General features: G+C 60.6%; 27 protein-coding genes and 1 other RNA gene. 16 read left to right on the top strand and 12 right to left on the bottom strand.

What is annotated here, in order from left to right; all coding sequences use genetic code 11:
* Positions 1-11: 11 nt before the first annotated feature.
* Positions 12-524, bottom strand: a complete 513-nt coding sequence (locus ACQZ60_RS10125; protein ID WP_020812051.1) for an SspB family protein — start codon at positions 522-524, stop codon at positions 12-14.
* A gap of 229 nt (positions 525-753) precedes the next feature.
* Positions 754-1,128, bottom strand: a transfer-messenger RNA (tmRNA) gene (ssrA, locus tag ACQZ60_RS10120).
* A 142-nt stretch (positions 1,129-1,270) separates the two neighbouring features.
* Here ssrA and ACQZ60_RS10115 point away from each other — a divergent pair.
* The 7 genes from ACQZ60_RS10115 (at position 1,271) to ACQZ60_RS10085 (ending at position 7,761) form a co-directional block, all read left to right on the top strand.
* Positions 1,271-1,579 carry a DUF2853 family protein gene (locus tag ACQZ60_RS10115; RefSeq protein ID WP_003522365.1) on the top strand — a complete coding sequence of 103 codons (309 nt, stop codon included), beginning with the start codon at positions 1,271-1,273 and terminating at the stop codon, positions 1,577-1,579.
* A gap of 99 nt (positions 1,580-1,678) precedes the next feature.
* Positions 1,679-2,473: a thymidylate synthase gene (locus ACQZ60_RS10110; protein ID WP_104679532.1), complete on the top strand. Its 795-nt coding sequence runs from the start codon at positions 1,679-1,681 to the stop codon at positions 2,471-2,473.
* The gene (locus tag ACQZ60_RS10105; protein WP_448735166.1) at positions 2,470-2,997 is read left to right on the top strand and encodes a dihydrofolate reductase; all 528 of its coding nucleotides are present in this window, start codon (positions 2,470-2,472) and stop codon (positions 2,995-2,997) included. Before ACQZ60_RS10110 ends, ACQZ60_RS10105 begins: the two co-directional genes overlap by 4 nt.
* A 143-nt stretch (positions 2,998-3,140) precedes the next feature.
* The gene (gene hflK / locus ACQZ60_RS10100) at positions 3,141-4,259 is read left to right on the top strand and encodes an FtsH protease activity modulator HflK (protein WP_003522368.1); all 1,119 of its coding nucleotides are present in this window, start codon (positions 3,141-3,143) and stop codon (positions 4,257-4,259) included.
* 1 nt (position 4,260) lies between these two features.
* The gene (gene hflC / locus ACQZ60_RS10095; protein WP_174057047.1) at positions 4,261-5,184 is read left to right on the top strand and encodes a protease modulator HflC; all 924 of its coding nucleotides are present in this window, start codon (positions 4,261-4,263) and stop codon (positions 5,182-5,184) included.
* A 192-nt stretch (positions 5,185-5,376) separates the two neighbouring features.
* Positions 5,377-6,921, top strand: coding sequence for a Do family serine endopeptidase (locus ACQZ60_RS10090; RefSeq protein WP_448735165.1), 1,545 nt, complete (start codon positions 5,377-5,379; stop codon positions 6,919-6,921).
* 90 nt (positions 6,922-7,011) lie between these two features.
* On the top strand, positions 7,012-7,761 hold the full coding sequence (locus tag ACQZ60_RS10085) for an SDR family oxidoreductase (protein WP_448735164.1): 750 nt from the start codon (positions 7,012-7,014) through the stop codon (positions 7,759-7,761).
* Between the two features lie 25 nt (positions 7,762-7,786).
* Here ACQZ60_RS10085 and ACQZ60_RS10080 read toward each other — a convergent pair whose 3' ends face one another.
* Both ACQZ60_RS10080 and serB read right to left on the bottom strand, forming a co-directional pair.
* Entirely contained in the window at positions 7,787-8,350 is a 564-nt protein-coding gene (locus tag ACQZ60_RS10080) for a GNAT family N-acetyltransferase (protein ID WP_020812046.1), read from the bottom strand.
* Positions 8,347-9,237 (bottom strand): phosphoserine phosphatase SerB, encoded by an 891-nt coding sequence (serB, locus tag ACQZ60_RS10075; protein WP_020812045.1) that lies wholly within the window; start codon positions 9,235-9,237, stop codon positions 8,347-8,349. Before serB ends, ACQZ60_RS10080 begins: the two co-directional genes overlap by 4 nt.
* Between serB and miaA the strand changes: the two genes are divergently transcribed.
* On the top strand, positions 9,236-10,132 hold the full coding sequence (gene miaA / locus ACQZ60_RS10070; RefSeq protein WP_448735163.1) for a tRNA (adenosine(37)-N6)-dimethylallyltransferase MiaA: 897 nt from the start codon (positions 9,236-9,238) through the stop codon (positions 10,130-10,132). The two genes, serB and miaA, sit on opposite strands and share 2 nt — an antisense overlap.
* Positions 10,133-10,141: 9 nt before the next feature.
* On the opposite strand, the gene ACQZ60_RS10065 is transcribed toward miaA, so the two are convergent.
* The gene (locus tag ACQZ60_RS10065) at positions 10,142-12,151 is read right to left on the bottom strand and encodes an ATP-binding protein (protein ID WP_448735162.1); all 2,010 of its coding nucleotides are present in this window, start codon (positions 12,149-12,151) and stop codon (positions 10,142-10,144) included.
* 382 nt (positions 12,152-12,533) lie between these two features.
* Between ACQZ60_RS10065 and ACQZ60_RS10060 the strand changes: the two genes are divergently transcribed.
* The 4 genes from ACQZ60_RS10060 (at position 12,534) to ACQZ60_RS10045 (ending at position 16,055) form a co-directional block, all read left to right on the top strand.
* Entirely contained in the window at positions 12,534-14,327 is a 1,794-nt protein-coding gene (locus ACQZ60_RS10060; RefSeq protein WP_035239227.1) for an acetolactate synthase 3 large subunit, read from the top strand.
* A gap of 19 nt (positions 14,328-14,346) precedes the next feature.
* Complete coding sequence (ilvN, locus tag ACQZ60_RS10055) at positions 14,347-14,919, top strand: acetolactate synthase small subunit (RefSeq protein ID WP_003522378.1); 573 nt, start codon at positions 14,347-14,349, stop codon at positions 14,917-14,919.
* A 244-nt stretch (positions 14,920-15,163) separates the two neighbouring features.
* The gene (locus tag ACQZ60_RS10050; RefSeq protein WP_031233868.1) at positions 15,164-15,532 is read left to right on the top strand and encodes an ArsR/SmtB family transcription factor; all 369 of its coding nucleotides are present in this window, start codon (positions 15,164-15,166) and stop codon (positions 15,530-15,532) included.
* Entirely contained in the window at positions 15,525-16,055 is a 531-nt protein-coding gene (locus tag ACQZ60_RS10045; RefSeq protein WP_031233869.1) for an SRPBCC family protein, read from the top strand. Before ACQZ60_RS10050 ends, ACQZ60_RS10045 begins: the two co-directional genes overlap by 8 nt.
* Positions 16,056-16,228: 173 nt before the next feature.
* Here the strand turns inward: ACQZ60_RS10045 and ACQZ60_RS10040 are convergent, their stop codons facing one another.
* Positions 16,229-17,074: an aldo/keto reductase gene (locus ACQZ60_RS10040; RefSeq protein ID WP_020810221.1), complete on the bottom strand. Its 846-nt coding sequence runs from the start codon at positions 17,072-17,074 to the stop codon at positions 16,229-16,231.
* Positions 17,075-17,238: 164 nt separating this feature from the next.
* Here ACQZ60_RS10040 and ACQZ60_RS10035 point away from each other — a divergent pair, with 164 nt between their 5' ends.
* Entirely contained in the window at positions 17,239-17,832 is a 594-nt protein-coding gene (locus ACQZ60_RS10035; RefSeq protein ID WP_020810222.1) for a LysE family translocator, read from the top strand.
* 6 nt (positions 17,833-17,838) lie between these two features.
* Here the strand turns inward: ACQZ60_RS10035 and ACQZ60_RS10030 are convergent, their stop codons facing one another.
* The 3 genes from ACQZ60_RS10030 to ACQZ60_RS10020 are packed head-to-tail and all read right to left on the bottom strand — an operon-like array spanning position 17,839 to position 19,545.
* Positions 17,839-18,627: an anti-sigma factor family protein gene (locus tag ACQZ60_RS10030; protein ID WP_020810223.1), complete on the bottom strand. Its 789-nt coding sequence runs from the start codon at positions 18,625-18,627 to the stop codon at positions 17,839-17,841.
* Positions 18,624-19,181 (bottom strand): RNA polymerase sigma factor, encoded by a 558-nt coding sequence (locus ACQZ60_RS10025; RefSeq protein ID WP_020810224.1) that lies wholly within the window; start codon positions 19,179-19,181, stop codon positions 18,624-18,626. The genes ACQZ60_RS10030 and ACQZ60_RS10025 overlap by 4 nt, the downstream gene beginning before the upstream one ends.
* The gene (locus ACQZ60_RS10020) at positions 19,165-19,545 is read right to left on the bottom strand and encodes a COG4315 family predicted lipoprotein (protein ID WP_078051963.1); all 381 of its coding nucleotides are present in this window, start codon (positions 19,543-19,545) and stop codon (positions 19,165-19,167) included. The genes ACQZ60_RS10025 and ACQZ60_RS10020 overlap by 17 nt, the downstream gene beginning before the upstream one ends.
* 141 nt (positions 19,546-19,686) lie before the next feature.
* On the opposite strand from ACQZ60_RS10020, the gene ACQZ60_RS10015 reads away from it, so the two are divergent.
* On the top strand, positions 19,687-20,046 hold the full coding sequence (locus ACQZ60_RS10015; RefSeq protein WP_020810226.1) for an ArsR/SmtB family transcription factor: 360 nt from the start codon (positions 19,687-19,689) through the stop codon (positions 20,044-20,046).
* Positions 20,043-20,513 carry an SRPBCC family protein gene (locus tag ACQZ60_RS10010; RefSeq protein WP_448735161.1) on the top strand — a complete coding sequence of 157 codons (471 nt, stop codon included), beginning with the start codon at positions 20,043-20,045 and terminating at the stop codon, positions 20,511-20,513. Before ACQZ60_RS10015 ends, ACQZ60_RS10010 begins: the two co-directional genes overlap by 4 nt.
* A gap of 18 nt (positions 20,514-20,531) precedes the next feature.
* Here the strand turns inward: ACQZ60_RS10010 and ACQZ60_RS10005 are convergent, their stop codons facing one another.
* Positions 20,532-21,014 (bottom strand): DUF2269 family protein, encoded by a 483-nt coding sequence (locus ACQZ60_RS10005; RefSeq protein ID WP_174039463.1) that lies wholly within the window; start codon positions 21,012-21,014, stop codon positions 20,532-20,534.
* A complete protein-coding gene (locus ACQZ60_RS10000) occupies positions 21,014-22,300 on the bottom strand; it encodes an SDR family oxidoreductase (protein ID WP_448735160.1) in 1,287 nt (428 codons plus the stop codon). Before ACQZ60_RS10000 ends, ACQZ60_RS10005 begins: the two co-directional genes overlap by 1 nt.
* Before the next feature lie 124 nt (positions 22,301-22,424).
* Here ACQZ60_RS10000 and ACQZ60_RS09995 point away from each other — a divergent pair, with 124 nt between their 5' ends.
* On the top strand, positions 22,425-23,552 hold the full coding sequence (locus tag ACQZ60_RS09995) for an ATP-dependent DNA helicase (protein ID WP_003522390.1): 1,128 nt from the start codon (positions 22,425-22,427) through the stop codon (positions 23,550-23,552).
* Positions 23,553-23,558: 6 nt separating this feature from the next.
* On the opposite strand, the gene ACQZ60_RS09990 is transcribed toward ACQZ60_RS09995, so the two are convergent.
* A complete protein-coding gene (locus tag ACQZ60_RS09990; protein WP_080851513.1) occupies positions 23,559-24,257 on the bottom strand; it encodes a MerR family transcriptional regulator in 699 nt (232 codons plus the stop codon).
* Positions 24,258-24,274 lie beyond the last annotated feature (17 nt).

Raw genomic sequence — 24,274 nt, 5'->3', positions numbered from 1 at the left:
CGTAAAAGCCGTTATTGCTTCTTGCGGAAGGCATCCAGCGAAACGACCGAGCCTTCCTTCTTTTCCTCGCCGGATTTGGGCGTCTCGGAAGCAGCAGCGGGCTTTGCCTCATGGGAAACGGGATAAGCGGTGATCTCCGCGTCTTCGATTTCTTCCTCTTCGGCCAGAGGCACGTCGAATTCGAGCTCGAAATTGACGGAAGGATCGTAGAAACCGCGAATGGCGTTATAGGGAATAACCAGCTTTTCCGGTGTATCCGAGAAGGACAGGCCGATTTCGAAGCCGGTTTCGGTTACTTTCAGGTCCCAGAACTGATGCTGGATAACGATGGTCATCTGCTCGGCATATTTCGCCTTGAGGTGCTGGGAAATCCGCACGCCCGGCGCGCCGGTCAGGAAGGTGATGAAGAAGTGGTGGTCGCCGGGCAGACGGCCGGTTGCGGCCACTTCACCCAAAACCTTACGAATAACGCCGCGAAGGGCATCCTGTGCGAGAATGTCGTAACGGATATGATCCTGCCCCATGCGGTCCTGTCTTTCCCTTATTCGAACGTCTTTTCATGCACGGCGCGGCTTGCGCGCCAAGGACGCTGTAACACTTTGAATCTTCGCGTAATCCTTGAGCCGGGATCATTTCCGATCCTGACGCTCACGCGTTGGCCAAGTATACGCAATGTCCTGAACGGCAGCAACGGAAAAGCCGATGCCGATTGCGAGTCAGCTATCATATAACCAATTCAGGCAAAATGGAGAAGGTGGAGGTTTCTGTTGCCAGGTACCTCCGAACCCCGCCTCACGGGGCTAACCGTGAGGACTTTAGAGCGGAATTCCCGCACCGCCATTAGGCAGCGAGAGCATATTCCTTAGCGTTGTTGTCGTTTGCAACTACACTTGTGACCCGATAACGGCGGTATCATGCCGAGCAAAAGTTCGATCTTTACGCCCTTGTCGATCCTATTTCGCCCCCATCAAAAGCCGGCCTTCGCTTCATGAAAGTCCGCCGGTTTTTGGTGGAGGCGCCGGGTACCGCCCCCGGGTCCAATAGGTTTATTACACCGACCGTTTATCGCCATAGCCGGGTTGCCCCGGCAAGGCTCATATAGGCGTTTCGACCGCCTGAGAAAAGGGGGGTGATGACAATTCCATGAAAAGGTTTCGTGATTGCGGTCCGCACTTTAGACAATTCTTGACGACGAGGGATTGCTGTCCCATTGTCCATGCAACCGGTCACCAGAAGCAACACCGGGCCGGGGACACACGAAGGAGTGGACATGACTGACTATCTCGCAGATGTGAAGAAATACGACGCAGCAGCCGACGAAGCCGTGGTCGGCAAGATCGTCAAGCATCTCGGCATCGCCCTGCGCAACCGGGATTCCTCGCTGGTGTCCGCTTCCGATCCGGAAGAGCTTGCACGTGTGAAGGCGAGCTGGTGCGGCAAGAAGCTCGGCGTGACCGACGGTACGGCCGATCAGGCAATCGATGCTGTCGCCAAGGCCATGGCTGCGGACCGCTCCAAATCGCGCGTGACCTTTTATTATCTGGTCGCCAAGGAACTCGGGAAACTGCAATCTCTCTGATTTTTCCTGAAAGGCGGGGATAAGCGTTTCCCCGATGATTGGTTCTGCCGCCCTGTGCTATTATATTCCCTCGATATCAGGGAATCGGCGGCAGAACGCATGAAACAATATCTCGATCTTCTCCGGCATGTGATGGAAACCGGCTCCGACCGCGGAGACCGCACCGGCACGGGTACGCGCTCGGTGTTCGGTTACCAGATGCGTTTCGACCTTTCCGAAGGCTTTCCGGTTCTCACCACCAAGAAGCTGCATCTGCGCTCCATCATTCATGAACTGCTGTGGTTCCTGAAGGGCGATACCAATATCGCCTATCTCAAGGAAAACGGCGTTTCCATCTGGGATGAGTGGGCCGACGAGAATGGCGATCTCGGTCCGGTCTATGGTGCGCAGTGGCGCTCGTGGCCCGCACCGGACGGTCGCCATGTCGATCAGATCGCGCTTTTGATCGAGAGCCTGAAAACCAATCCGAACTCCCGCCGCCACATCGTTTCGGCCTGGAACCCGGCGCTGGTGGACGAGATGGCGCTGCCGCCCTGCCATTGCCTGTTCCAGTTCTATGTTTCCGATGGAAAGCTCTCTTGCCAGCTCTATCAGCGCTCGGCCGACATTTTCCTCGGCGTGCCGTTCAACATCGCGTCCTATGCACTTCTGACGCTGATGGTGGCGCAGGTCACCGGTCTGAAGCCGGGCGATTTCGTCCATACGCTCGGCGATGCGCATATTTATGCCAATCATTTCGAGCAGGCGAAGCTGCAGATGACCCGCACGCCCAAGGCCCTGCCGACGATGCGCCTCAACCCGGATGTGAAGGACCTTTTCAGCTTTAAGTTCGAAGACTTTACGCTGGAAAACTACGAGGCCGATTCAAGCATCAAGGCGCCGATCGCGGTATGAGCGAGCAGCGCGTCACCATCATCGTCGCGGTGTCCGAAAACGGCGTCATCGGCCGCGACCTCGACATGCCGTGGAAGCTTTCCACCGACCTCAAGCGCTTCAAGGCGATGACGATGGGCAAGCCGCTCATCATGGGCCGCAAGACATTTTTGTCCGTCGGCGAGCGTCCATTGCCGGGCCGCCCGCATATCATCGTCAGCCGCAATGCCGATTACCGGCCGCAAGGCGTGAATGTCGCCTCCTCGCTGGAGGAGGCTTTGAAGCTTGCCAGAAGCAAGGCTGTGGAGTTGGGTGTTGATGAGGTCTTCGTGGCCGGTGGCGGTGAGATTTACCGTCAGGCCATGCCCTTCGCCGATCAACTTTCCGTCACCCATGTCGCGGTAAAGCTCGATGGCGACACTTTTTTTCCGGAAATCGATCCTGCCGTTTTTGAGAAAACCGAGGAAATCCCCGCTCCCGCAGGGGAAAAGGACAATTATCCGGTTCTGTTTACCACTTATGTGCGAAGAGCCGCGTCAAAGTGAACTATTTACCCTGATTGGGTATTTAGTTACCACCTCTGCGTTGAAACGGACGCTTCTCCTTCCTATAACGGGTCGATATTCCCGCCGCACGCGAGCAATCGCTTTCGAACGGAACCGGGAGAGGCTTTTATAAAGAGGTATTGATGCCCTGGAGCAATCAGAATGGCGGCGGCGGCCCTTGGGGCGGCGGCGGTGGAGGAAACAACCAGGGCGGCGGTGGCGGCCCATGGGGGCAGGGGCCTAACAGGCCTCGCGGCGGTGGCGGCGGCAATGGCGGCCCGCCCGATCTGGAAGAGATCATCCGGCGCAGCCAGGACCGTTTCAAGAATGTGCTGCCCGGCGGCTTCAACGGCGGCGCGGTTGCCATCGTGGTTCTCGTCGTGCTGGTTTTCCTCGGCATCCAGTCTATCTATACCGTCCAGCCGGACGAGCGCGGCGTGGAGCTGCGTTTCGGACGTCCGAAGGACGAAATCTCGATGCCCGGTCTGCATTTCCATCTGTGGCCGATCGAGACGGTTGAAATCGTCAAGGTTACCGAGCAGCAGCAGAATATCGGTTCGCGCGCCTCGTCGTCTTCGTCGAGCGGCGTGATGCTGACGGGCGACCAGAACATCGTCAACGTGCAGTTCTCGGTGCTCTATACGGTTTCGGATCCGAAATCCTATCTCTTCAACGTCGACAGCCCGGCCGAAACCCTGCAGCAGGTTTCCGAAAGCGCCATGCGCGAAGTCGTCGGCCGTCGTCCGGCACAGGACATTTTCCGCGATAACCGTCAGGCGATTGCGGCGGATGTGCGAACCATCATCCAGTCCACCATGGACGGTTATGGCGCCGGCATTTCCATCAATGCCGTGGCCATCGAAGATGCGGCGCCGCCGCGCGAAGTGGCCGATGCCTTCGACGAAGTGCAGCGCGCCGAACAGGACGAAGACCGCTTCGTTCAGGAAGCCAACCAGTACGCCAACCAGAAGCTCGGCGCCGCTCGCGGCCAGGCCGCGCAGATCCTCGAAGAAGCGAACGCGTACAAGTCGCGCGTCGTCAACGAGGCGCAGGGTGAGGCGCAGCGCTTCGTCTCCATCTATGACCAGTATCGCACCGCGCCGGACGTGACCCGCCAGCGCATGTTCCTGGAAACGATGGAACAGGTTCTGAAGGGCTCCAACAAGATCATCATCGACGAGAAACAGGGCGTGGTGCCTTATCTGCCTCTGAACGAGATCATGCGCAACAATCCGGGCGCAGCACAGCAGGGAGGCAACTGATATGGGTAACCGTCTTTCTGCCATTCTCGTCGGTCTCGCCGTCGTGCTTTTCCTCGGTTATTCGTCGATCTTCGTCGTCAACGAGCGCCAGCAGGCCATCGTCGTCCGCTTCGGTGAAATCCAGGATGTGAAAACCGCGCCGGGCCTTTATTTCAAGCTGCCCTTCGCCTTCATGGATGCCGACCGGGTGCAATATATCGAGAACCGGGCGCTGCGCTTCGATCACGACAATATCCGTGTTCAGGTTTCCGGCGGCAAGTTCTACGAGGTCGATGCCTTCGTGGTTTATCGCATCACGGATGCGCGCCGCTTCCGGCAGACGGTCTCGGGTGACCAGATGTCGGCGGAATCGCGCCTGCGTACCCGTCTCGACGCATCGCTGCGCCGGGTCTACGGTCTGCGCGGTTTCGAATCGGCGCTTTCGGATGCACGTGCATCGATGATGCAGGAAGTGCGCGACGATCTGCGTCCCGATGCGGAATCGCTCGGCATCAGCATCGTCGATGTCCGCATCCGCCGTACCGACCTGACGCAGGAAGTCTCGCAGCAGACCTTCGAGCGCATGAAGTCGGAACGTCTGGCCGAGGCCGAACTGATCCGCGCCCGCGGTAACGAAGAGGCGCAGCGCCGCCGCGCCATCGCCGACCGTCAGGTCGTCGAGCTGGAATCCGACGCCCGCCGTCAGTCCGAAGTGCTGCGTGGTGAAGGCGATGCGGAGCGCAACAAGGTGTTCGGCGAGGCTTTCCAGCGCGATCCGAACTTCTTCGAGTTCTATCGCTCCATGTCGGCCTATGCCAATGCGCTGAACGGCAACGGCACGACGCTGGTTCTGTCTCCGGACTCGACCTTCTTCCGTTATTTCAACAATATCGACGGTGCGGCTCCTGCCGCTCCGGCTGCCCCGCAGCCGGCACCGGCGAACTGATAGCGGATAAAATGATTTTGGAGGGGCCGGTTTTACCGGCCCTTTCTTTTTGGTCCGTTTTCGTGCCAATGCTGTGGCTAAGGGCAAGGCGTCCCCCGCCTGTTCACGAAAAGGTATTTTTACACTTCATCATTCCGCCTTATGCTTTGCCGATATATGCAGGGCAAGACTATTTGAAACGCGAGGACGCTTATGGCCGTGACCCTTCTTTCGCCTTTTCGCAGCAGCATCGCCGCAGTCGCGGGCATCGCGCTTGTGGCAGGTAGCCTGACGGCACCGGTTGTTGCGAGAGCGCAGAGCCATGGGCCGGAATCGGTGGCCGATCTCGCCGAGCCGCTTCTCGATGCGGTGGTGAATATTTCCACGTCGCAGAACGTCAAGACCGAGGGCAAGGGCCCGGTTCCGCCGCGTCTACCGGAGGGCTCGCCCTTTCAGGAATTCTTCAAGGATTATTTCGACAGCCAGAAGCCCGAGGGCGGCGAAAAGGTGAGTTCGCTGGGCTCGGGTTTCGTCATCGATCCGGCCGGCTACGTTGTCACCAACAACCACGTCATCGAGGGCGCCGACGCCATCGAGGTGATTTTCCCGAACGGCTCGAAGCTCAAGGCGACGCTGGTCGGCACCGATACCAAGACCGACCTTTCGGTGTTGAAGGTGGAGCCGAAAACGCCGCTGAAGGCCGTCAAGTTCGGCGATTCGCGCAGCATGCGCATCGGTGACTGGGTGATGGCCATCGGCAACCCCTTCGGGCTTGGCGGCTCGCTGACAGTCGGCGTCATTTCCGCGCGCGGGCGTAACATCAATGCCGGTCCCTATGACAATTTCATCCAGACGGATGCGGCCATCAACAAGGGCAATTCCGGCGGTCCGCTCTTCAACATGAAGGGTGAGGTGATCGGCATCAATACGGCGATCATTTCCCCGAGCGGCGGTTCGATCGGCATCGGTTTCGCCGTGCCGACGGAGCTTGCCCAGAATATCGTCCAGCAGCTCATCGAGTTCGGCGAGACGCGTCGCGGCTGGCTCGGCGTTCGTGTTCAGCCCGTCACCGACGATGTGGCGGCAAGCCTCGGCATGGACAGCGCCAAGGGTGCGCTTATCTCCGGCGTCGCCAAGGGCGGACCGGTGGAGAACGGCCCGATCCAGGCCGGCGATGTCGTGCTGAAATTCGACGGCAAGGATATTCATGAGATGCGCGACCTCTTGCGGATCGTGGCGGAAAGCCCGGTCGGCAAGGAGGTCGATGTGGTGATCCTGCGTGACGGCAGGCAAGAGACCGTCAAGGTCAAGCTCGGGCAATTGCAGGATACGACCGACGAAAAGGCCTCGGCCGAAGATCAGCAGAGCGAAGACGGCGATAGCGGTGTGGTTGCACCGGAAGATGATGGAGGCGCTGACGATCAGGCGCAGGACCAGACGCCGGAAGTGCGCGAGGCGCCGCAGAGCGTGCTCGGCATGAACCTCGTGGTGCTGAGCAACGAGTTGCGCACCGAAAAGGGCATTGCCGAAAGCGTTGAAGGCGTGCTGGTGGCGAGCGTCGATCCGGGTTCGCCCGCCGAGCAGAAGGGCATGAAGGCCGGCGATATCATCGTCGAGGTCGGGCAGGACTTCATGGAAGTTCCGGGCGACGTGCTGGTGCGCGTCAACGGCCTGAAATCCGAAGGCCGCAAGAATGCGCATATGATGGTGGCCGATGCGCAGGGCAATCTGCGCGTCGTGGCGCTGCCACTGGAATAAGGCGCTTTCCGCCCGGTCAGGCAGGAATCGGGTGGTTGTGATCCCGGCTGCTCTCTAATTCTTGGTCTCCATCGAACGGAGGCCAAGGATATGAAATTACTCGAAAACAAGGTTGCCATCATCACCGGCGCGTCATCCGGCATCGGCCGGGCGACGGCAATGCTGTTTGCCGCCGAAGGTGCGGCCGTTGTCATCAATGCGCGCGGCGAAAAGGCCCTGCATGAGGTTGCCGCAGACATTCGTGAGGCGGGCGGTCGCGTCCACACGGTTGCCGGCGATGCCGGTGTTGCCGAAACCCATTCCCGGTTGGCGGATACGGCCATAAGCGTCTTCGGTGGCCTCGATATCGCCGTCAACAATGCCGGTGCGGTGGGAGCCATGAAACCGCTGGCGGAGATTTCGCCCGCGGAATGGGATCATGCGCTCAATGTCAATCTCACCTCCGCCTTTCTGGGCGCGCGTTACCAGATTCCGCCGATGTTGATGCGGGGTGGCGGTTCCATCGTCTTCACCTCGAGCTTCGTCGGCACCAGCGCCGGCATACCGGGCATGGCGGCTTATGGCGCGGCCAAGGCGGGGTTGATGGGGCTGGTGAAAGGCATTACCGCCGATTATGCGGTGAAAGGCATTCGCGCCAATGCGCTGCTGCCCGGCGGGGTCGATACACCTGCTGCGGGAGACGACGCCCAGAAGGAATGGGCCGCCGGCCTGCATGCAATGAAACGTATCGCGGAGCCGCCGGAAATTGCGCGGGCAGCGCTTTTCCTCGCGAGCCCCATGGCGAGCTTCGTCGCCGGTGCCGCTCTGTTCGCCGATGGCGGCAATGCCGCGGTGAAATGACCTTGGGAACTGGCGGGCAGGTGTCTTATCGTGCCCGCCATTCCTCCAGCGTCAGCGCATAGGTGACGTGCGGCCGCAGATGCGGATGCGTCTCTTCCGGCACGCGCGGATGGTCGAAGTCGCGGGAAGGATCGCGCTTCAGGCCGATGCGCTCCATCACCGCCGTCGAACGGTGGTTGTTGTGGACGGCGAAGGAGACGATTTCCGGCGTTTCCTTTTCATCGAAGGCCATGACGAGCAGCGACTGCGCCGCTTCCGTGACATAGCCGTGCCCCCAGAAGCGGGTGGCGAGCCGCCAGCCGATCTCCATGGTGCCGACCGGGAAGGGCGGATCGAGGTTCATGACGGGGGAGATGCCGCAGAAGCCCATGACCTCGCCGGTTTCGCGCAGTTCCATCGCATAAAAGCCATAGCCGCTGCCGCGGATCATGCCGTTGATGGTTTCCAGCACGGCGTCCGCTTCCGCATGGCTGCGGCGGAAGGGGAAAAACTCCATGACTTTTTCGTCGGCGTTGATTTCGCGGAACAGGTCACGGTCGCTCTCCTTCCACTCGCGCAGAATGAGTCGTGGCGTCTCTCGGATGATCATGGAGTGACAAAATCCGTCTTGCGATAGCCCTGGATGTAGAGAAGCGCCGTCAGGTCGCCATGGTCGATGCGCATCTGCGCCTCGGCGGCCACGGCCGGTTTGGCGTGCAGGGCAACGCCTGCGCCGGCGAGATGCAGCATGCCCAGATCGTTGGCACCATCGCCGACCGCCATCGCCTCTTCCGGCGAGATGCCGAGCCTTGCGGCGATATCGTTCAGCGCGTCCACCTTGGCCTGTTTGCCGAGGATCGGTTCGGCAACGGTGCCGTCAAGTTCGCCATTGGCTTCGCCGAGCAGATTGGCGCGGTCCTCATCGAAACCCAGCATGGCGGCGACGCGGCCGGTGAAGACGGTGAAGCCGCCGGAAACGAGGGCGGTGTAATAGCCCTTGGCCTTCATGGTGGCGATCAGCTCCCTGCCGCCGGGGGTAAGCGTGATGCGCTTTTCGATGACATCGTCGATAACCGAGACAGGCAGGCCCTTCAGCAGCGCCACACGTTCCCGCAGTGCGGGTTCGAAGGCGATCTCGCCATTCATGGCGCGGGCGGTAATAGCGGAAACTTTTTCCTTCAGCCCGACTTCGGCGGCCAGCTCGTCGATGCATTCCTGGCCGATCATGGTCGAATCCATATCGGCGATCAGCAGTTTCTTGCGGCGCTGATCCTGTTCCTGGATGACGATATCGACTGGCTGGCCGGCAAGCGTGGCTGCAATGGCACTGCGAGCCTGTTCGGCTGCGGTGCCGGAAGGCAGGGCGATATCGCAGGCGATGCCATCGGCCAGCCAATAAAGGCCCGATGCGTTGACGGCCTTTGCGGCCGCCTCGCCGAGGGCCGGTGTCAGAACAGGATTTGACGGATTGGCGATAAGCGTGGCAACGAGAGCCATGATGAAAAACCTTGATGAGAATTTTGATGCGATCCTGATAACCGGCCCGACGGCAAGCGGCAAGTCCGCGCTTGCGCTTCGTCTCGCGCGGGAGCGGGACGGCGTCGTCATCAATGCCGACAGCATGCAGGTTTACGACACGCTGCGGGTGCTGACCGCGCGGCCGTCCGACGACGAGATGGAGGGCGTGCCGCATCTTCTCTACGGCCATGTGCCGGCGAGCAGCCTCTACTCAACCGGCGAATGGCTGCGGGAGATTTCCGCCCTGCTTGCGGATTTGCGCGGGCAGGGGCGTTTGCCCGTCATCGTCGGCGGTACGGGGCTTTATTTCAAGGCGCTGACGGGCGGGCTTTCCGACATGCCCGCCATTCCCGATGACATCCGCGATGGGCTGCGTGCCCGGCTGATCGGGGAGGGGGCGGCTGCGCTCCATGCGGAGCTCGCACGGCACGATCCGGCCATGGCGGATATGCTGCAGCCGGGAGACGGCCAGCGCATCGTCCGGGCGCTGGAGGTGCTCAAGGCGACCGGAAAGTCGATCCGGGATTTTCAGCGCGCCAGCGGCCCGATGATCGTCGATCCCGACCGGGCGCAAAAATTCGTCGTCCTGCCGGAAAGGCCGGTGCTGCATGACCGCATCAACCGGCGTTTCGAGATGATGATGGATAGCGGGGCGGTGGAGGAGGTGCAGGCGCTTCTCGCGCTCAACCTCGCATCCGATGCCACCGCAATGAAGGCGATCGGCGTTACCCAGATTGCCGATATGCTGGCCGGGCGCATCGGCGAGGCGGAGGTCATCGAAAAATCGGCGGCCGCGACCCGTCAATATGCCAAACGGCAGATGACCTGGTTCCGCAACCAGATGGGCGACGACTGGACACGTATCCAGCCGTGAGAGCGTCCATCAGTCTTTCCGGTAGAGACTGCCGAGCGGCTTCTTCAGCAGGCTTTCGCGGAGCGACGGACGTGCATCGCCGGGCGGCGGGCCATTCTGTGCCTGCATCTGGAAACTGGCCTTGCGCAATTCGTTGACGGCGCCGGAGGCGGCATCGGGTGCCGCCGAATTTGGCGATGGGGAGAGCGTGCGGCCGGGCAGCATGTCCGGGCGGTAGGGCTCGTATCCCTCCGGTGTGGCCGTTCCCAGTTCCCGCTTCCAGCGGTCGATGTCGTCCGTCTCCCGTGGTGCTGCTGCCGGCTCCGGCAGATCGGAAAAGGCTGCTTCGACGCTTTGCTGGAAGCCGGTGATAACAGGCTTGGCCGTGGCGCGCATGCGGGTGACGATGTTGTTCAGATCGACCGTGTCAGGGGTTTCATGGTTCGTATGGCTGATGGTGCCGCTTGCTTTCGGCAATTTGGCCGTGACCACGCGGTCGAAACGCATGCGCATCGGCACATTGACGGCCTCGCCGAAGGCGATGGCCTCGCCATTGCCGATGGAAGACAGAAAGCTGGTGGTCGAGGTCGATGCGTTCGGTACGGCGGAGAGAATGATCTTCTGGTCGATCTCGTTCGACAGCCGCATGGCGAAAACGGTCGAGCATTGCGACAGGATGGTCTGGTCCAGCTCGCTTGGCCGCTGGCTGATGACGCCGAGCGAAATGCCGTATTTGCGGCCTTCCTTGGCGATCTGGGCAATGGATTGCCGGGTGGGGAAAAAACCGCGCTCGGGGTCGGCGGGCACATAACGGTGCGCTTCTTCGCAGACGACAAGCATATGCAGCGAGCCGCGCGCCAGCACCGCCAGTTCGAAGGACATGCGGCAGAGGACGGAGACCACCGAATTCACCACTTCGGAGGGGATGCCGGAGAGCTGGAACACCGAAATCGGTTTGCCTTCCCCGGGAATGCGGAAAATATGCGCCACCGTCTCCAGAATGGTGTCGCTGATCGTATTGCTGGAGAACATGAAATTGTAGCGGGTGTCGTTGATGGCCGAGAGGATGCGGCCTTTCAGCGAGCGCAGCGCGGGTTTTTCGCCACGCCCTTCCAGCCGGCCGATACGCTCGTCGATGAGGGCGAGAAGATCGGCCATGCGATAGGGCACCGGCGTATCCGGCGTGATCGCGCTCTTGTCGGACGTGCGGCGCACGGCGGAACCCTCGGTGCCGCGAAATGCTTTTTTCGCTTCCGGAACGAGGTCACGAAGGACATCCATTTCTTCCGGCACGGGTTTGCGGCCGCGGAAAATCACTTCCGCAAATTCCTCAAGGCGCATCAGCCAGAAGGGAAGATCCAGCGTATCGGTGTCGATGACGACCGAATGATCGGGAAAGGCGGCCGCGAATTCATTGTGCGGATCGAGAATGAGGACGCGCAACTTCGGGTCGGCCTCGATCGCCTTGTTCAGAAGCAGCGAGACGGCGGTGGTCTTGCCCACACCCGTCGAGCCGACGACGGCGAAATGTTTGGCGAGCATCTGGGGAATGCTGATGGTGGCGTTGATCGTGTCGTCCTGCGTCAGCCTGCCGATCGTGCAGGCGTCGCGCTTGCCGCTGTCGTAAATCTTGGCAAGATCGCTGGTGCGGATACGATGCGCCACCGCACCGAGATAGGGGTAACGGGAAATGCCGGTGGAAAAGCGCTCGCTGCCGTCCTCGGTGCGATAGACTTCGCCAACCAGTTCAACCTCGATCAGCAGCCTGTTCGGCCTGTCCGCCGCCCAATAGTCCTCGCCGGTTCGCATGGAAAAAACCAGCGCCGCCACACGGCTCGTACCCATTTCGATGGAGATCAGGCGTCCGACGGACCAGAGCTGCGAGACATCGGTGGTGCCGGGTTCCGTTTCGGCGGCGATGGTGGCATGCGCACCGTTACAGACGATGACGCGGCCCAGCATGCGGTTCGCCGGCTGCTGGCCGGATCGCCGTTCGTTTTCGTCCATGCGGGACGCATTATGAAACGTGTCGTTACTCACATTTTTTCCCGGTACATGCGGATGATCGCGGTGGTTCGGGCAGTATCTGCGTTCTCGATATTAAAAGATTATGCTTAACAACATGTGTACCGGCTGCGTTCGAAAATTTCGCCGAAGCAGCCTTTCGGGTAATAAAAGAAGGCGGCGGCGATTTTTTCCTGCAATATGCGTTGACGGCTGGCGCTTTTGTGGCTAACACTCCGGCCCATGAAAAATCTTAACGTACTTATCGTGGTGGGACGGCGCATGGGCAGGATGGTGTAACCATCCGGCGAAAGCACCCATGCGCTGAACGAGGCTCCTCTAGGGGCCTTTTTTTATGTCTTCAAACAGGCCCTCGGGCTCCTCGATATCCAAAGCCAAAGCGGGATGGAAACAGGCAATGACGGATAAGGACAATACGGAAAACAGCAATCGCATGACAGGTGCGGAGATCGTTCTGCAGGCGCTGAAGGACAATGGCGTCGAGCACATCTTCGGTTATCCTGGCGGTGCCGTGCTTCCGATCTATGACGAGATTTTCCAGCAGGAAGACATCCAGCATATCCTCGTGCGCCACGAGCAGGGCGCTGGCCATGCCGCCGAAGGTTATGCCCGTTCCACCGGCAAGGTCGGCGTCATGCTCGTCACCTCCGGCCCCGGCGCGACCAATGCGGTCACCCCGCTGCAGGATGCGCTGATGGATTCCATTCCGCTCGTCTGCCTATCCGGCCAGGTTCCCACCACGCTCATCGGTTCCGACGCGTTCCAGGAATGCGATACCGTCGGTATCACGCGCCCCTGCACCAAGCACAACTGGCTGGTCAAGGACGTCAACGAGTTGGCGGGCATCATCCATGAAGCCTTCCGTATCGCGCAGACGGGTCGTCCCGGTCCTGTCGTCGTCGATATTCCGAAGGACATCCAGTTCGCCACCGGCACCTACACGCCGCCCTCCGCCGCCACCCAGCATGAGAGCTACAAGCCGAAGGTTCAGGGCGATCTGAACGCCATTCATGCCGCCATCGACCTGATGTCGAAGGCGAAGAAGCCGGTTTTCTATACCGGCGGCGGCGTCATCAATTCCGGCCCGGAGGCAACCCGGCTGCTGCGCGAACTGGTCGAGCTGACCGGCTTCCCGATCACCTCGACGCTGATGGGTCTCGGCGCCTATCCGGCTTCCGGCAAGAACTGGCTCGGCATGCTGGGCATGCACGGTTCCTACGAAGCCAATATGACGATGCATGATTGCGACGTTCTGGTCTGCGTCGGCGCGCGTTTCGACGACCGAATTACCGGCCGCATCAATGCGTTTTCGCCGAATTCCAAGAAGATCCATATCGATATCGACCCGTCCTCGATCAACAAGACGGTTCGCGTCGACGTGCCGATCATTGGCGATGTCAGCCATGTTCTGGAAGATATGGTTCGCCTGTGGCGCGCTCTGCCGAAGAAGGTTGAGAAGGCGCAGACGGCTGACTGGTGGGCGCAGATCGAGCGCTGGCGCGCCCGCAATTCCTTCGCCTACAAGAACTCCAACGACGTCATCATGCCGCAATATGCCTTGCAGCGGCTTTATGAGGCTTCGAAGGGCCGCGACACCTATATCACCACTGAAGTTGGCCAGCATCAGATGTGGGCGGCGCAGTTCTTCGGTTTCGAGGAGCCGAACCACTGGATGACCTCGGGCGGTCTCGGCACCATGGGCTACGGCCTGCCGGCGGCCATCGGCGTTCAGGTCGCGCATCCGGACGCGCTGGTCATCGACATTGCCGGTGACGCCTCGATCCAGATGTGCATTCAGGAAATGTCCTGCGCCATCCAGTACGGTCTGCCGGTGAAAATCTTCATCCTCAACAACCAGTATATGGGCATGGTGCGCCAATGGCAGCAGCTGCTGCATGGCAACCGCCTGTCCAACTCCTATACGGAAGCCATGCCCGATTTCGTCAAGCTGGCGGAGGCCTATGGCGCGGTCGGCATGTATTGCGACGACCCGAAGGAACTGGACGACAAGATTGCAGAAATGATCGCGGTCAAGAAGCCGGTCATTTTCGATTGCCGCGTCGCCAATCTTGCCAATTGCTTCCCGATGATCCCGTCTGGTAAGGCTCACAACGAGATGCTGTTGCCGGATGAGGCGACGGATGAAGCGGTTGCCAACGCCATTGACGCCAAGGGCCGTCAGCTAGTCTGAGCCGGGAGAGGAAAAGGACATGAACGCACACCTACAACCCACCGGCTCGGCCTATTTCATCCAGAAGGAAACGGCTGCCGTCGAAAATCACACGCTGTCGGTTCTCGTCAGCAACGAGCCGGGCGTCCTCGCCCGGGTCATCGGCCTGTTTTCCGGCCGCGGCTACAACATCGAAAGCCTGACGGTTTCGGAAACGGAACATGAGGCGCATCTGTCGCGCATCACCATCGTCACGCGCGGCACACCCATCGTGCTGGAGCAGATCAAGGCGCAGCTTGAGCGCATCGTGCCGGTGCACCGGGTTCTCGATCTCACCGTTCGCGCCCGCGAACTCGGTCAGGAACGGCCTATCGAGCGCGAAGTGGCGCTTATCAAGGTCGCCGGTTCCGGCGAGGACCGTGCAGAGACGCTGCGCCTTGCCGATGCGTTTCAGGCCAAGGTGGTGGATGCGACCGTGGAGCATTTCATCTTCGAGATCACCGGCAAGTCGTCGAAGATCGACCAGTTCGTGGCGATCATCAAGCCGCTCGGCCTGATCGAGATTTGCCGCACCGGTATCGCGGCGATGAATCGCGGCCCGCAGGGGATGTGAGCGACGCAAGCTTGCGACAGGCTTCTCGCTAAACCGACGTCATCCTCGGGCTCGACCCGAGGATCCATACCTTTAACGGCTGTGGATCCTCGCCTCAAGGGCGAGGATGACGGATGAGAGGTATTTAACCTTTGTCAGCAGTCTGACCCGCGGTTCGCCGCGGGTTTTTTTATGGAATTCGCTTCGCGGATTGATATTCAACCATATGGTTGACTTTCTGGGGCGGCAGTCTATATTCAACAACATGGTTGAATTATCCGCTTCACATCTCGATACCGTCTTTCATGCCCTTGGCGACGCTACGCGGCGCACGATGCTACGCGATCTTTCCCTTGGTGAGCGAACGGTGAGCCAGTTGGCCCGGCCGTTCGACATATCGCTCGCTGCCGCCTCGAAACATATCAAGGCGCTGGAAAATGCGGGGCTTATCCGCCGCGAGGTGAGGGGGCGCATCCATGTCTGTCGCCTTGCGCCGGAACCCTTGGCAGAGGCGCATGAATGGCTCGATTTCTACCGACAGTTCTGGGGCAGCCGCCTCGATATTCTTGAGCAGATGCTCAGGGAGGATGATCAGGGAAAAATCCCTGCAGATGGAGGAAATGACAATGGCTGATATTGCAATGCCTGACGCCTATGGCCGTCTTGTCGAACCGACAACCCTGAAGATCGAACGGCTGCTGCCGGGGCCGATCGAGCGGGTATGGGCCTATCTGACACAAAGCGAGCTTCGCCGTCGCTGGCTGGCTTCCGGCGAAATGCGGCTTGCGCCCGATGCGCCGTTCGAACTCGTCTGGCGTAACGATGAGCTTTCCGATCCGCCGGGCCGTCGCCCGGAAGGCTTTTCCGAAGAGCACAGAATGGCGTCCCGCATCATCACCGTCGTTCCGCCACACCGCCTTGTCTTCAGTTGGGGCGAGGGCGCGGAGGTGTCCATCGAGCTTCAGGCTCTGGGCAAGGACGTGCTTCTGACGCTGATCCATCGCCGGCTTGCGGATCGCACGACCAAGCTCAATGTCAGCGCCGGCTGGCACGTGCACCTCGATATTCTCGCTGCCCGACTTCAGGAAGAGGAGCCGGGACCCTTCTGGGATACCTGGCTGGGGCTGAAAGAGGAATATGAGCACCGCATACCGTAATGAAGCGCGGTGCGTTCTCATGATTTGACGGCGCGGCTTGTCGCGCCGTTTCTTCCGGTCCGGGACTGATGACGCATCCCTGAACAATGGGCCTGCTTTTCGGCGTGGCGTTCACATTCCGATTCAACCGCTTGAGCGATTGATTCTGAAGTGTTTCGTAACCCTCTGTTACCTCACAGCATTTCCAGCGAGGTCTTGCGCGTTGGCGGCGGGAAGACGGCGTCGAGAGCGGCCCAGTCTTCCTCGGTTATTTCAAGATCGGTCGCGCCGCGATTTTCCTCGACACGGGAAACGCTGGCGGATTTCGGGATGGCGATGACGCTGTCCCTTTCCAGAAGAAAGGCGAGCGCCAGTTGCGCCGGTGTCGCCTGATAGGCCTTGGCGATGCGGATGAGTTCGTGGTTCTTCAAGATGCGGCCCTGCTCGATGGGGGAATAGGCCATCAGCGGCACGCCGCGCTCCTGGCACCAGGGCAGCAGCGAAAACTCCGGCCCACGCCGGGACAGATTGTAGAGCACCTGATTGGCGGCGCAGTTCTTGCCGCCGGGAACCGCGAAAAGCTCCTCCATGTCGTCGGTGTCGAAATTGGAGACGCCCCAGTCGCCGATCTTGCCGTCGCTCTTCAGCCTTTCGAAAGCCGCCACGGTTTCCGCAAGCGAATGCTCGCCGCGCCAGTGCAGCAGATAGAGGTCGATATGGTCGGTGCCGAGCCTTGCAAGGCTGCGCTCGCAGGCCTCCGCCGTGCCTCTTTCGCTGGCGTTCCAGGGATAGACCTTGCTGACCAGAAACACGTCCTGTCGACGGCCGGCGATGGCCGTGCCGACCACCTCTTCCGATCTGCCGTCCGCATACATTTCCGCGGTGTCGATCAGCGTCATGCCGAGATCGATCGCCTTGCGGATGCTTTCGACCTCCTGCGGCGCGGATGATCTCGTCTCCCCCATGTTCCAGGTGCCGAGGCCAAGGGCGGGAACCTCTTTTCCGGAGGGCAGGGTGACGGAAGGAATATCGTCATACATGGGTTCGCTCCAGCGGTTGGTGATCGGACAATAGAACTTTGTTCCGACTTCTCAAAGCCGGCATGGAGAGGATCGATCCATCAAAAAAATTGACCTCGGCCATCGATCCGGCGGGGTGGCCTGATGTTGGCCCGACGGATAGGATTTCGGCTCAAGGAGAAATCATGACTGTCGAAACTCTTGTCGCGCTGGTGCTGTTTGCCTTCACCACATCCATCACGCCCGGCCCGAACAATATGATGCTTTTTGCCTCCGGCGTGAATTTCGGATTCCGCCGCACCATCCCGCATATGCTGGGCATCGGGGCGGGGTTCCTGTCGCTGCTGATCGGGGTCGGCTTAGGTCTCGGCGCGTTGCTGCATTCGGTGCCCCTGCTTTACACCGGGCTGAAATTCGCAGGCGGGCTTTATCTCGTCTGGATTGCGTGGAAGATCGGCACCTCCCGCAGCCTGAGCGAGGGTTCGGCCGCAGCGGAGCCGATGAGTTTCCTTGCCGCGGCCGCCTTTCAGTGGGTCAATCCCAAGGCGTGGGTGATGGCGGTGACGGCAATGGCGACCTATACGGATGAGCGGCAATATTTCCTCACCGTGCTTCTCGTTGGCGTGGCCTTCGCCGCGGTCAATCTTCCCAGCGTTTCCACCTGGGCGGGTTTCGGTTCGGCATTGCGGGAATGGCTGGCTGTGCCGGTCCGGCTCAAATGGTTCAATATCACCATGGCCGTGCTTCTCGTCATCAGCCTCTGGCCGATGCTGAAATAACAGTCTTCACGTCGGGAACTGCCGGTAGCATTCCTCGGCGATTGCCTGCACCTCGTCGCGCGTCAGCTCGGCGGACACGGCGTAACCCAGTTCATTGTCGATCCAGTAGAAGGTCTCGATGCCGTCGGCGCTGGCCATGCGGAAGCTGGTGGTGCGGTTTTCCTCGTTGTGGCCGATCAGCACCGTCACCCGGCGGCCGGTCTTGTCCTGATACATCAACATTGCGCCCGGTTTGCCGCTGACGGGGATAAGACGCCCGCCGACGAGGTCGTATCCGATCTTCGAGAGATCGGGGATGGTGAAGGGGTAACCGAGCCGCTTGCCGAGCCATGTGGCGAGATGCTGCTGTTCTCCTGCGCCGACTTCGACGGGATGGCGCACCTCGCTCGCATAGATGAGATAGGCGGATTTCGCCTGCGCCGGAATATCCGTCGTCAGCGACGCCAGGGTCACGTCCTGCGGCGTGGAAAAAGACGGCGGCAGAAGCCTGCCCGCCGCAGCACCCGCCACGAAGATCAAAAGGGCGGCCGCTGTTTGCAGGAGAACCGGTTTTGCTCGCCATGCGCGGTCCCTCTTTTGCGGGCTGAGCATCGATGCGTCATGCGGATGTGCGGCGGCATAGGAGGCGAAGGCATTGCGCAGAATATCGGCCTGTTTTCTCCATTCCTCCACACGGGCCTGCTCTTCCGGCCTTTCCGCCAGCCAGGCCTCGACAGCCGCGCGGTCATCGTCGGAAAGAAGTCCGTCGACATAGGCGTGCAGATCGTCTTCGGTTATGGCCTCTAGCCGTTTCATCTTGGTCTCCGCAAGGGTATGATATTATCCGCCGCCAGATGCTGGCGAAGGGTTTCGCGGGCGCGGGACAGTCTGGACATGACGGTGCCGAGCGGGATCGACAATGTCTCTGCCGCCTCCTGATAGCTGTAGCCTTCCACCGTCACCAGCATCAGCACGGCGCGCATGTCCGGCGAAAGAAGGGCGAGTGCGCCGTGCAACCGGTCGTTCTCCAGCGTGTCGGAGAGCGTCTCCGCGCCGGCGATGCTCTCATGGCCGTCCAGGCTCTCGGACGGGTGGCGTTTCTCGGCGCGGTGGCGGTTACGATAAAGATTCGTCATTATCGTGTAAGCCCATGATTTCAAACCCGTTCCGCGCCATTGCCTTTTATTGGCCAGCGCCTTTTCCACGCAGTCCTGCAAGAGGTCTTCGCCATCGGCATCTGAACGGGAAAGGCTGCGGGAATAACGGCGCAGCATGGGCATCAGCGCGAGCATCTCCGTTTCGAAGCTGCCGGCTGCGGGGGAATGGTTCCCCCGCTTTTCATCCGTCATGCCATCAGGGTTTTGCGGCATCCCATACACCGTTCATACCGTCGCCGGTGGCGTCGCCTTTTTTCGTGTCCTTGACCCAGTAATAAAGCGGCATGCCATCCTTCGCCCATTGCATCTTGCCGTCCTTGCGCTTCACGAGGGAATAGGCGCCCTCGGCCTTGTCGCTGGCGGCTGCGAAAAACGGCGGCCAGTTCACCGCGCATTTGTCATAACAATTGGATACGCCCTTCTTGTCGTTCTTGAAAGTGTAGAGCGTCATGCCTTTTTCGCCCGCCAGCACATCGCCCTTGGCAGTCTTGACGGTTTCGACCATAGGGGCGGCATAGGCCGTTCCGGCAAAAGCCAGAACGAGGGCGGGAACGATAAAGCGGATCTTCATGGACATATCCTCCTTGGTTCGGGCGGCCTCTGCCGCCAGCACATCAAGAGACACCGCAGCCCGACGGATTATTCCCTGCGGCAACGAATTTTCGCGATTTTTAAACTTATCCATTGAGCTAACTATTTCGATATGATAGTTAGCCTTATGGAAAACTATTCAGACGCGCTCGACGATATCTTCCAGTCTCTTGCCGATCCGACCCGCAGGGCGGTGATCCTGCGGCTGGGCGGCGGGGAGGCGAGTATCGGAACGCTGGCCGAGCCCTTCGACATGGCCCTGCCATCCTTCATGAAACATATCCGCCAGCTGGAAGAGGCGGGGCTGATCGTGACGCGCAAGCAGGGGCGTGTCCGGTTCTGCTCGCTGGAGAAACAGAGGTTCTCCATGCTCGATGGCTGGTTGTCGCAACAACGCGCCATCTGGGAAGGCCGCACCGACCGGCTCGAACAATTCGTCATGGCGCAGCAGGACAGGATGTCCAGCAAAGGGGAGAATGACCAATGACCGAGACTTTCAATCCCGATCTCGACCTGAAGGTTTCACGCATCATCAGGGCGCCGCGCCGGCTCGTCTGGAATGCCTGGACGGACAAGGCCAGCCTCGAACAATGGTGGGTGCCGCATCCCGGCCAATGCCGGGTCGACCGCATGGAGCTCCATCCCGGCGGCGCCTTCGAAACGCGCTATAGCGAGGACGGCACGGCCTTCGGTCCGCATGTCAAAGGATGTTTTCTGGCGGTGGATCATGAGCAGCGTCTGGTTTTCACCGATGCGCTGACGGCGGGTTTTCGCCCCTCCGCCCAGCCGTTCCTCACCGCCGTGATGACATTTCGCGATCACCCCGACGGCATGGAATATGAGGCCTATGCCATGCACAACAATCTTGAGGATCGCGACAGGCACGCGGAGATGGGTTTCTTCGACGGTTGGAACACGGTTGCGGAGCAGCTGGCGCAGCTTGTCGAGCGATAGGCGGTCAATTGAGCCGCATCAGCCGAACAGGGGAATGTCCGGCTTGTTGAGCATGAGCCAGATGATGCCGAGAACCGCGAAAAAGGCGGGAAAACCACAGGCGAACCAGATGCGGTAAAGCCGGAACCATTGCGCCGGCAGGGCCTGTCCGGTGGCGGCGCAGTCGCGGGCGATATCGCGCAGTCTGATCTGTATCCACACCACCGGCAGCCAGAAAATGCCGGTGAAGACATAAAGGGCGAGCGAAAGCGCGATCCAGCCCTCGGTCAGCGGCCAGCCGATGATGCGCGCGAGAAAATATCCGGTGACCGGTTGGATGATCGCGGCGGTGGCGGTAAAGACCGTGTCGGCGATGACGACGGTGCCTGAGACATGGGCGATCAGCGCCGGGCTGGCCGTCCGCCGTGCCATCACCATGAAAAAGGCAATGCCCGCGCCGGTGCCGAACAGCACCGTCGCGCCGATGACATGGGCAAGCCGCAGCAGTTCCTCAAGTGTCATCAACGTTCATCCAAGGTGGCGAGGGCAACGAGCGTCAGGGCGACGGAAGGCAGAACCTTGACCAGAGGACCGAGCGGATCGAGCCAAAGGGTCGGTTCCAGCAGGCTGCCGCCGGCCAGATAAGCGGCGCTGACCAGCAGCATGGCGACAAGCGCCTTTCTGGCGAGCGGCCGCAGCAGGACGGCGATGCCGAGGCCTATATCGACGAGGCAGGTGGCGAGCGTGAGAATGACAGCCGGCGTGTGCGGCATAAAGCGCAGGAAATGCGCGGCTGCTCCAGTGATATTCAGCAGCGGTATGAGGCCGGACAGCAGCCAGAATAAAGACAGGCAGAGAACGATCAGGGGTTTCAGCAGATATAATCTGGCAAACCACAGGTCCTGCACGCCGGAAGGGTGGGCGGCCAGCGTCTGTTCCAGGGTCTTGAGTGACGCCATCGCCGGTCCTGCTTCATTCTCCGTTACGATGCCTTCCGACATGACCGTCATGGCGGTCGAACGCAGCGGCGACCGCCAGCCGAGTTTGCCCGCGGCATCCGCCACGAGGGCGACGGGGCGCATGAAGGCGGCGGGAAGATTTATGATCGGAGCACGGGGCAGGCCCAGCCATTGCCGGTGTCTGGCGACCACGTCCTGCAATGTCAGCGTTTCCTTCGCGGCGAGTTCGAGATCGCTGCCCGGCGGGATTTCGCCGTCGATCGCCGCGCATACCACGGTTGCCACATCCTCCACCGCGACCGTCCGGACGGCGATTCGTCCATTGACGAGCGGCACCACGAAGGCAAAGCCTGCAAGCGCACGCACAAGTGCCGTGCCGCCGTGCGCGTTTCGCCCAACCACCAGCGCGGGGCGCAGAATGACGTGAGGCAGACCGCTTGCGGCGAGCGCCTCATCCGCGCGGCGTTTGGTGGCGAGGAAGGGCAGGCCGGATGCCGCCCCCGCCGTGCGGGCCGATATCTGGATTATCCTTCTGCCGCCCGCCTGCGCCGTTGCTTCATAGAGCGCCAGCATCGCCTTTTCCTGCGTCGCGGCAAGGTCATCCGACAGGCCGTCCTGCAGCGCGCCCGCGCAATTGACAATGGCGGCATGGTCATGGACGAGCGATGACCAGTCTGTCGCGTGCGTCATCCTGGAAAGATCGGCTGAGACCCAGTTGGCGAAAGGCCATTTGTCGCGGGCGCGGGTGACAGAACGCGCTAGCCCCGTCACGGCATGCCCGCGGAGGTGCAGGCTTTTGAGAACCTCCGAACCGATGAAACCTGTTGCGCCGAGAATCAATATCTTCATACGAGGGATGATAGCGACCACGGCTTAAAAACCAGCCGTGTTTTATTGCCGCATTCTCACACGACGATTCATCTTTCGTTCTTTTTCTGTTGCGCATGACGCTCGAATCCTGCGATGAGGGCGCATGTTATTTTCACCGCAACAGGACGAAGCGCTGAAGGCTGTTTCCCGCTGGCTGAAGGAAGGCCGGACGCCGGTTTTCCGGCTGTTCGGTTATGCCGGAACGGGCAAGACGACGCTTGCCAAGCATTTCGCGGAAAATGTCGATGGCGAGGTGCTGTTTGCGGCCTTCACCGGCAAGGCGGCGCAGGTGCTGCGCTCGCGCGGGGCGACCAATGCCCGCACCATCCATTCGCTGATCTATCGCCCGCGCGGCGAAGAAACCGTGGAAGACGAGGAAACCGGCAAGACTTCGATTGCGCCGATGTTCTCCATCAACCGCCAGAGCCCGCTCGCCAAGGCGGCGCTCATCATCATCGATGAATGTTCGATGGTGGACGAGCAGCTCGGCAGGGACCTGATGAGCTTCGGCACGCCCATCCTCGTGCTCGGCGATCCCGGCCAGCTGCCGCCGGTTTCGGGCGGCGGCTTCTTTACCGAGCAGGAGCCGGATTATCTGCTGTCGGAAATCCATCGGCAGGCCAAGGACAATCCCATCATCCATCTCGCCATGGATGTGCGGGAAGGCCGGGAGATCATGCGCGGCGACTACGGGACCGCGCAGGTGATTTCCAAATCCGAGGTGACGCAGTCGCTGGTTCTCGATGCCGATCAGGTGCTGGTCGGCACCAACCGAACCCGCCGCCGCTACAATCAGCGGCTTCGCGAACTGAAGGGTTTTACCGCCGATTACCCGCAATCCGGCGACAAGCTGGTCTGCCTCCGGAACGATCCGGCCAAGGGGCTGCTCAACGGTTCGCTCTGGCAGGTGATGAGTTCTTCGCGCGAGACGGTGAAGCCCGGCATCAACCTGATGATCCGGCCTGAAGACGACGATATGGATCGTGGTGCTGCCAAGATCAAATTGCTGAAGGCGGCCTTCGAGGATGTGGAGACGGAAATTCCGTGGTCCACCCGCAAGCGTTATGACGAATTCGATTTCGGCTATGCGCTGACCGTGCACAAGGCGCAGGGTTCGCAGTGGAACAATGTGGTTCTCTTCGACGAGAGCTATGCTTTCCGGGACTCGCGCGAGAGGTGGCTTTACACCGCCATTACCCGCGCGGCGGAGACACTGACAATCGTCCGTTGATCGTGACTATGCACGGATGACGCCGAGCAGAACCGCCTTGGCGACCGCCTGAAAACGGTTGCTGGCATTGAACTTGCCGATGATCTTCGCCTCGAGAACATTGAGATCGCTGCCCGAAAGACCAAGGGCGCGGGCGAGCCTCACCGGGGCGTAACCCTCCGCCATCAGTTCCAGACATTTTCGTTCGGTGTCGGTGAGGGCGATGTCCTTTGCCGGGGCCCGTTCCGCGCCATCCATGCCGTCCGCATCCGTGTCGGCGACCAGCAGTTCCTCGATCTGCTGGGCCTGGCGCTGAAGGGTGGAAAGCTCGGCCGTCAATTCCCGCTTCCGCTGCCGCAGCGCGGCGTGGAATATATCGTCCGCCTCGCTTTGCGAGAGCGAACGGACGAATTTTTCCATGATCTCGGTAATGGCGGCGACGGAAATGCCCACTTCGCGGCAGACGTTGATGACGGCCATGCGCTGGACATTGCGGTGGGTATAGACCCGCATCTGGCCGATGCGCTTCGAGGTCAGCAGCGCCTTTTCCTCGTAAAAATGCAGCGTCCGATGGGTCACCCCGAAGATATTGGCCATGTCGGCGATGGGCACGGGTTCCGCGGGCAGGGAGGAGGGCAGGCTTATATCCGGTAGAAAGCTGCTGATCCTTAGATTGGGTTTGTCCTCGTCGCCGTGACTTTCGAACGGCATCCGGCCATCCTGCATTGTCTCCCCCTTCGCGC

The sequence above is a fragment of the Agrobacterium sp. 22-223-1 genome (genome assembly GCF_053522385.1).
This window is presented reverse-complemented; position numbering and strand designations above follow the sequence as displayed.

Excerpts from the sequence above, each read along its gene's own strand:
- ACQZ60_RS10125 (WP_020812051.1), bottom strand. The coding sequence starts at position 524 with ATGGGGCAGGATCATATCCGTTACGACATTCTCGCACAGGATGCCCTT.
- ACQZ60_RS10115 (WP_003522365.1), top strand. The coding sequence starts at position 1,271 with ATGACTGACTATCTCGCAGATGTGAAGAAATACGACGCAGCAGCCGAC.
- ACQZ60_RS10110 (WP_104679532.1), top strand. The coding sequence starts at position 1,679 with ATGAAACAATATCTCGATCTTCTCCGGCATGTGATGGAAACCGGCTCC.
- ACQZ60_RS10105 (WP_448735166.1), top strand. The coding sequence starts at position 2,470 with ATGAGCGAGCAGCGCGTCACCATCATCGTCGCGGTGTCCGAAAACGGC.
- hflK (WP_003522368.1), top strand. The coding sequence starts at position 3,141 with ATGCCCTGGAGCAATCAGAATGGCGGCGGCGGCCCTTGGGGCGGCGGC.
- hflC (WP_174057047.1), top strand. The coding sequence starts at position 4,261 with ATGGGTAACCGTCTTTCTGCCATTCTCGTCGGTCTCGCCGTCGTGCTT.
- ACQZ60_RS10090 (WP_448735165.1), top strand. The coding sequence starts at position 5,377 with ATGGCCGTGACCCTTCTTTCGCCTTTTCGCAGCAGCATCGCCGCAGTC.
- ACQZ60_RS10085 (WP_448735164.1), top strand. The coding sequence starts at position 7,012 with ATGAAATTACTCGAAAACAAGGTTGCCATCATCACCGGCGCGTCATCC.
- ACQZ60_RS10080 (WP_020812046.1), bottom strand. The coding sequence starts at position 8,350 with ATGATCATCCGAGAGACGCCACGACTCATTCTGCGCGAGTGGAAGGAG.
- miaA (WP_448735163.1), top strand. The coding sequence starts at position 9,236 with ATGATGAAAAACCTTGATGAGAATTTTGATGCGATCCTGATAACCGGC.
- serB (WP_020812045.1), bottom strand. The coding sequence starts at position 9,237 with ATGGCTCTCGTTGCCACGCTTATCGCCAATCCGTCAAATCCTGTTCTG.
- ACQZ60_RS10060 (WP_035239227.1), top strand. The coding sequence starts at position 12,534 with ATGACGGATAAGGACAATACGGAAAACAGCAATCGCATGACAGGTGCG.
- ilvN (WP_003522378.1), top strand. The coding sequence starts at position 14,347 with ATGAACGCACACCTACAACCCACCGGCTCGGCCTATTTCATCCAGAAG.
- ACQZ60_RS10050 (WP_031233868.1), top strand. The coding sequence starts at position 15,164 with ATGGTTGAATTATCCGCTTCACATCTCGATACCGTCTTTCATGCCCTT.
- ACQZ60_RS10045 (WP_031233869.1), top strand. The coding sequence starts at position 15,525 with ATGGCTGATATTGCAATGCCTGACGCCTATGGCCGTCTTGTCGAACCG.
- ACQZ60_RS10040 (WP_020810221.1), bottom strand. The coding sequence starts at position 17,074 with ATGTATGACGATATTCCTTCCGTCACCCTGCCCTCCGGAAAAGAGGTT.
- ACQZ60_RS10035 (WP_020810222.1), top strand. The coding sequence starts at position 17,239 with ATGACTGTCGAAACTCTTGTCGCGCTGGTGCTGTTTGCCTTCACCACA.
- ACQZ60_RS10030 (WP_020810223.1), bottom strand. The coding sequence starts at position 18,627 with ATGAAACGGCTAGAGGCCATAACCGAAGACGATCTGCACGCCTATGTC.
- ACQZ60_RS10025 (WP_020810224.1), bottom strand. The coding sequence starts at position 19,181 with ATGCCGCAAAACCCTGATGGCATGACGGATGAAAAGCGGGGGAACCAT.
- ACQZ60_RS10020 (WP_078051963.1), bottom strand. The coding sequence starts at position 19,545 with ATGTCCATGAAGATCCGCTTTATCGTTCCCGCCCTCGTTCTGGCTTTT.
- ACQZ60_RS10015 (WP_020810226.1), top strand. The coding sequence starts at position 19,687 with ATGGAAAACTATTCAGACGCGCTCGACGATATCTTCCAGTCTCTTGCC.
- ACQZ60_RS10010 (WP_448735161.1), top strand. The coding sequence starts at position 20,043 with ATGACCGAGACTTTCAATCCCGATCTCGACCTGAAGGTTTCACGCATC.
- ACQZ60_RS10005 (WP_174039463.1), bottom strand. The coding sequence starts at position 21,014 with ATGACACTTGAGGAACTGCTGCGGCTTGCCCATGTCATCGGCGCGACG.
- ACQZ60_RS10000 (WP_448735160.1), bottom strand. The coding sequence starts at position 22,300 with ATGAAGATATTGATTCTCGGCGCAACAGGTTTCATCGGTTCGGAGGTT.
- ACQZ60_RS09995 (WP_003522390.1), top strand. The coding sequence starts at position 22,425 with ATGTTATTTTCACCGCAACAGGACGAAGCGCTGAAGGCTGTTTCCCGC.
- ACQZ60_RS09990 (WP_080851513.1), bottom strand. The coding sequence starts at position 24,257 with ATGCAGGATGGCCGGATGCCGTTCGAAAGTCACGGCGACGAGGACAAA.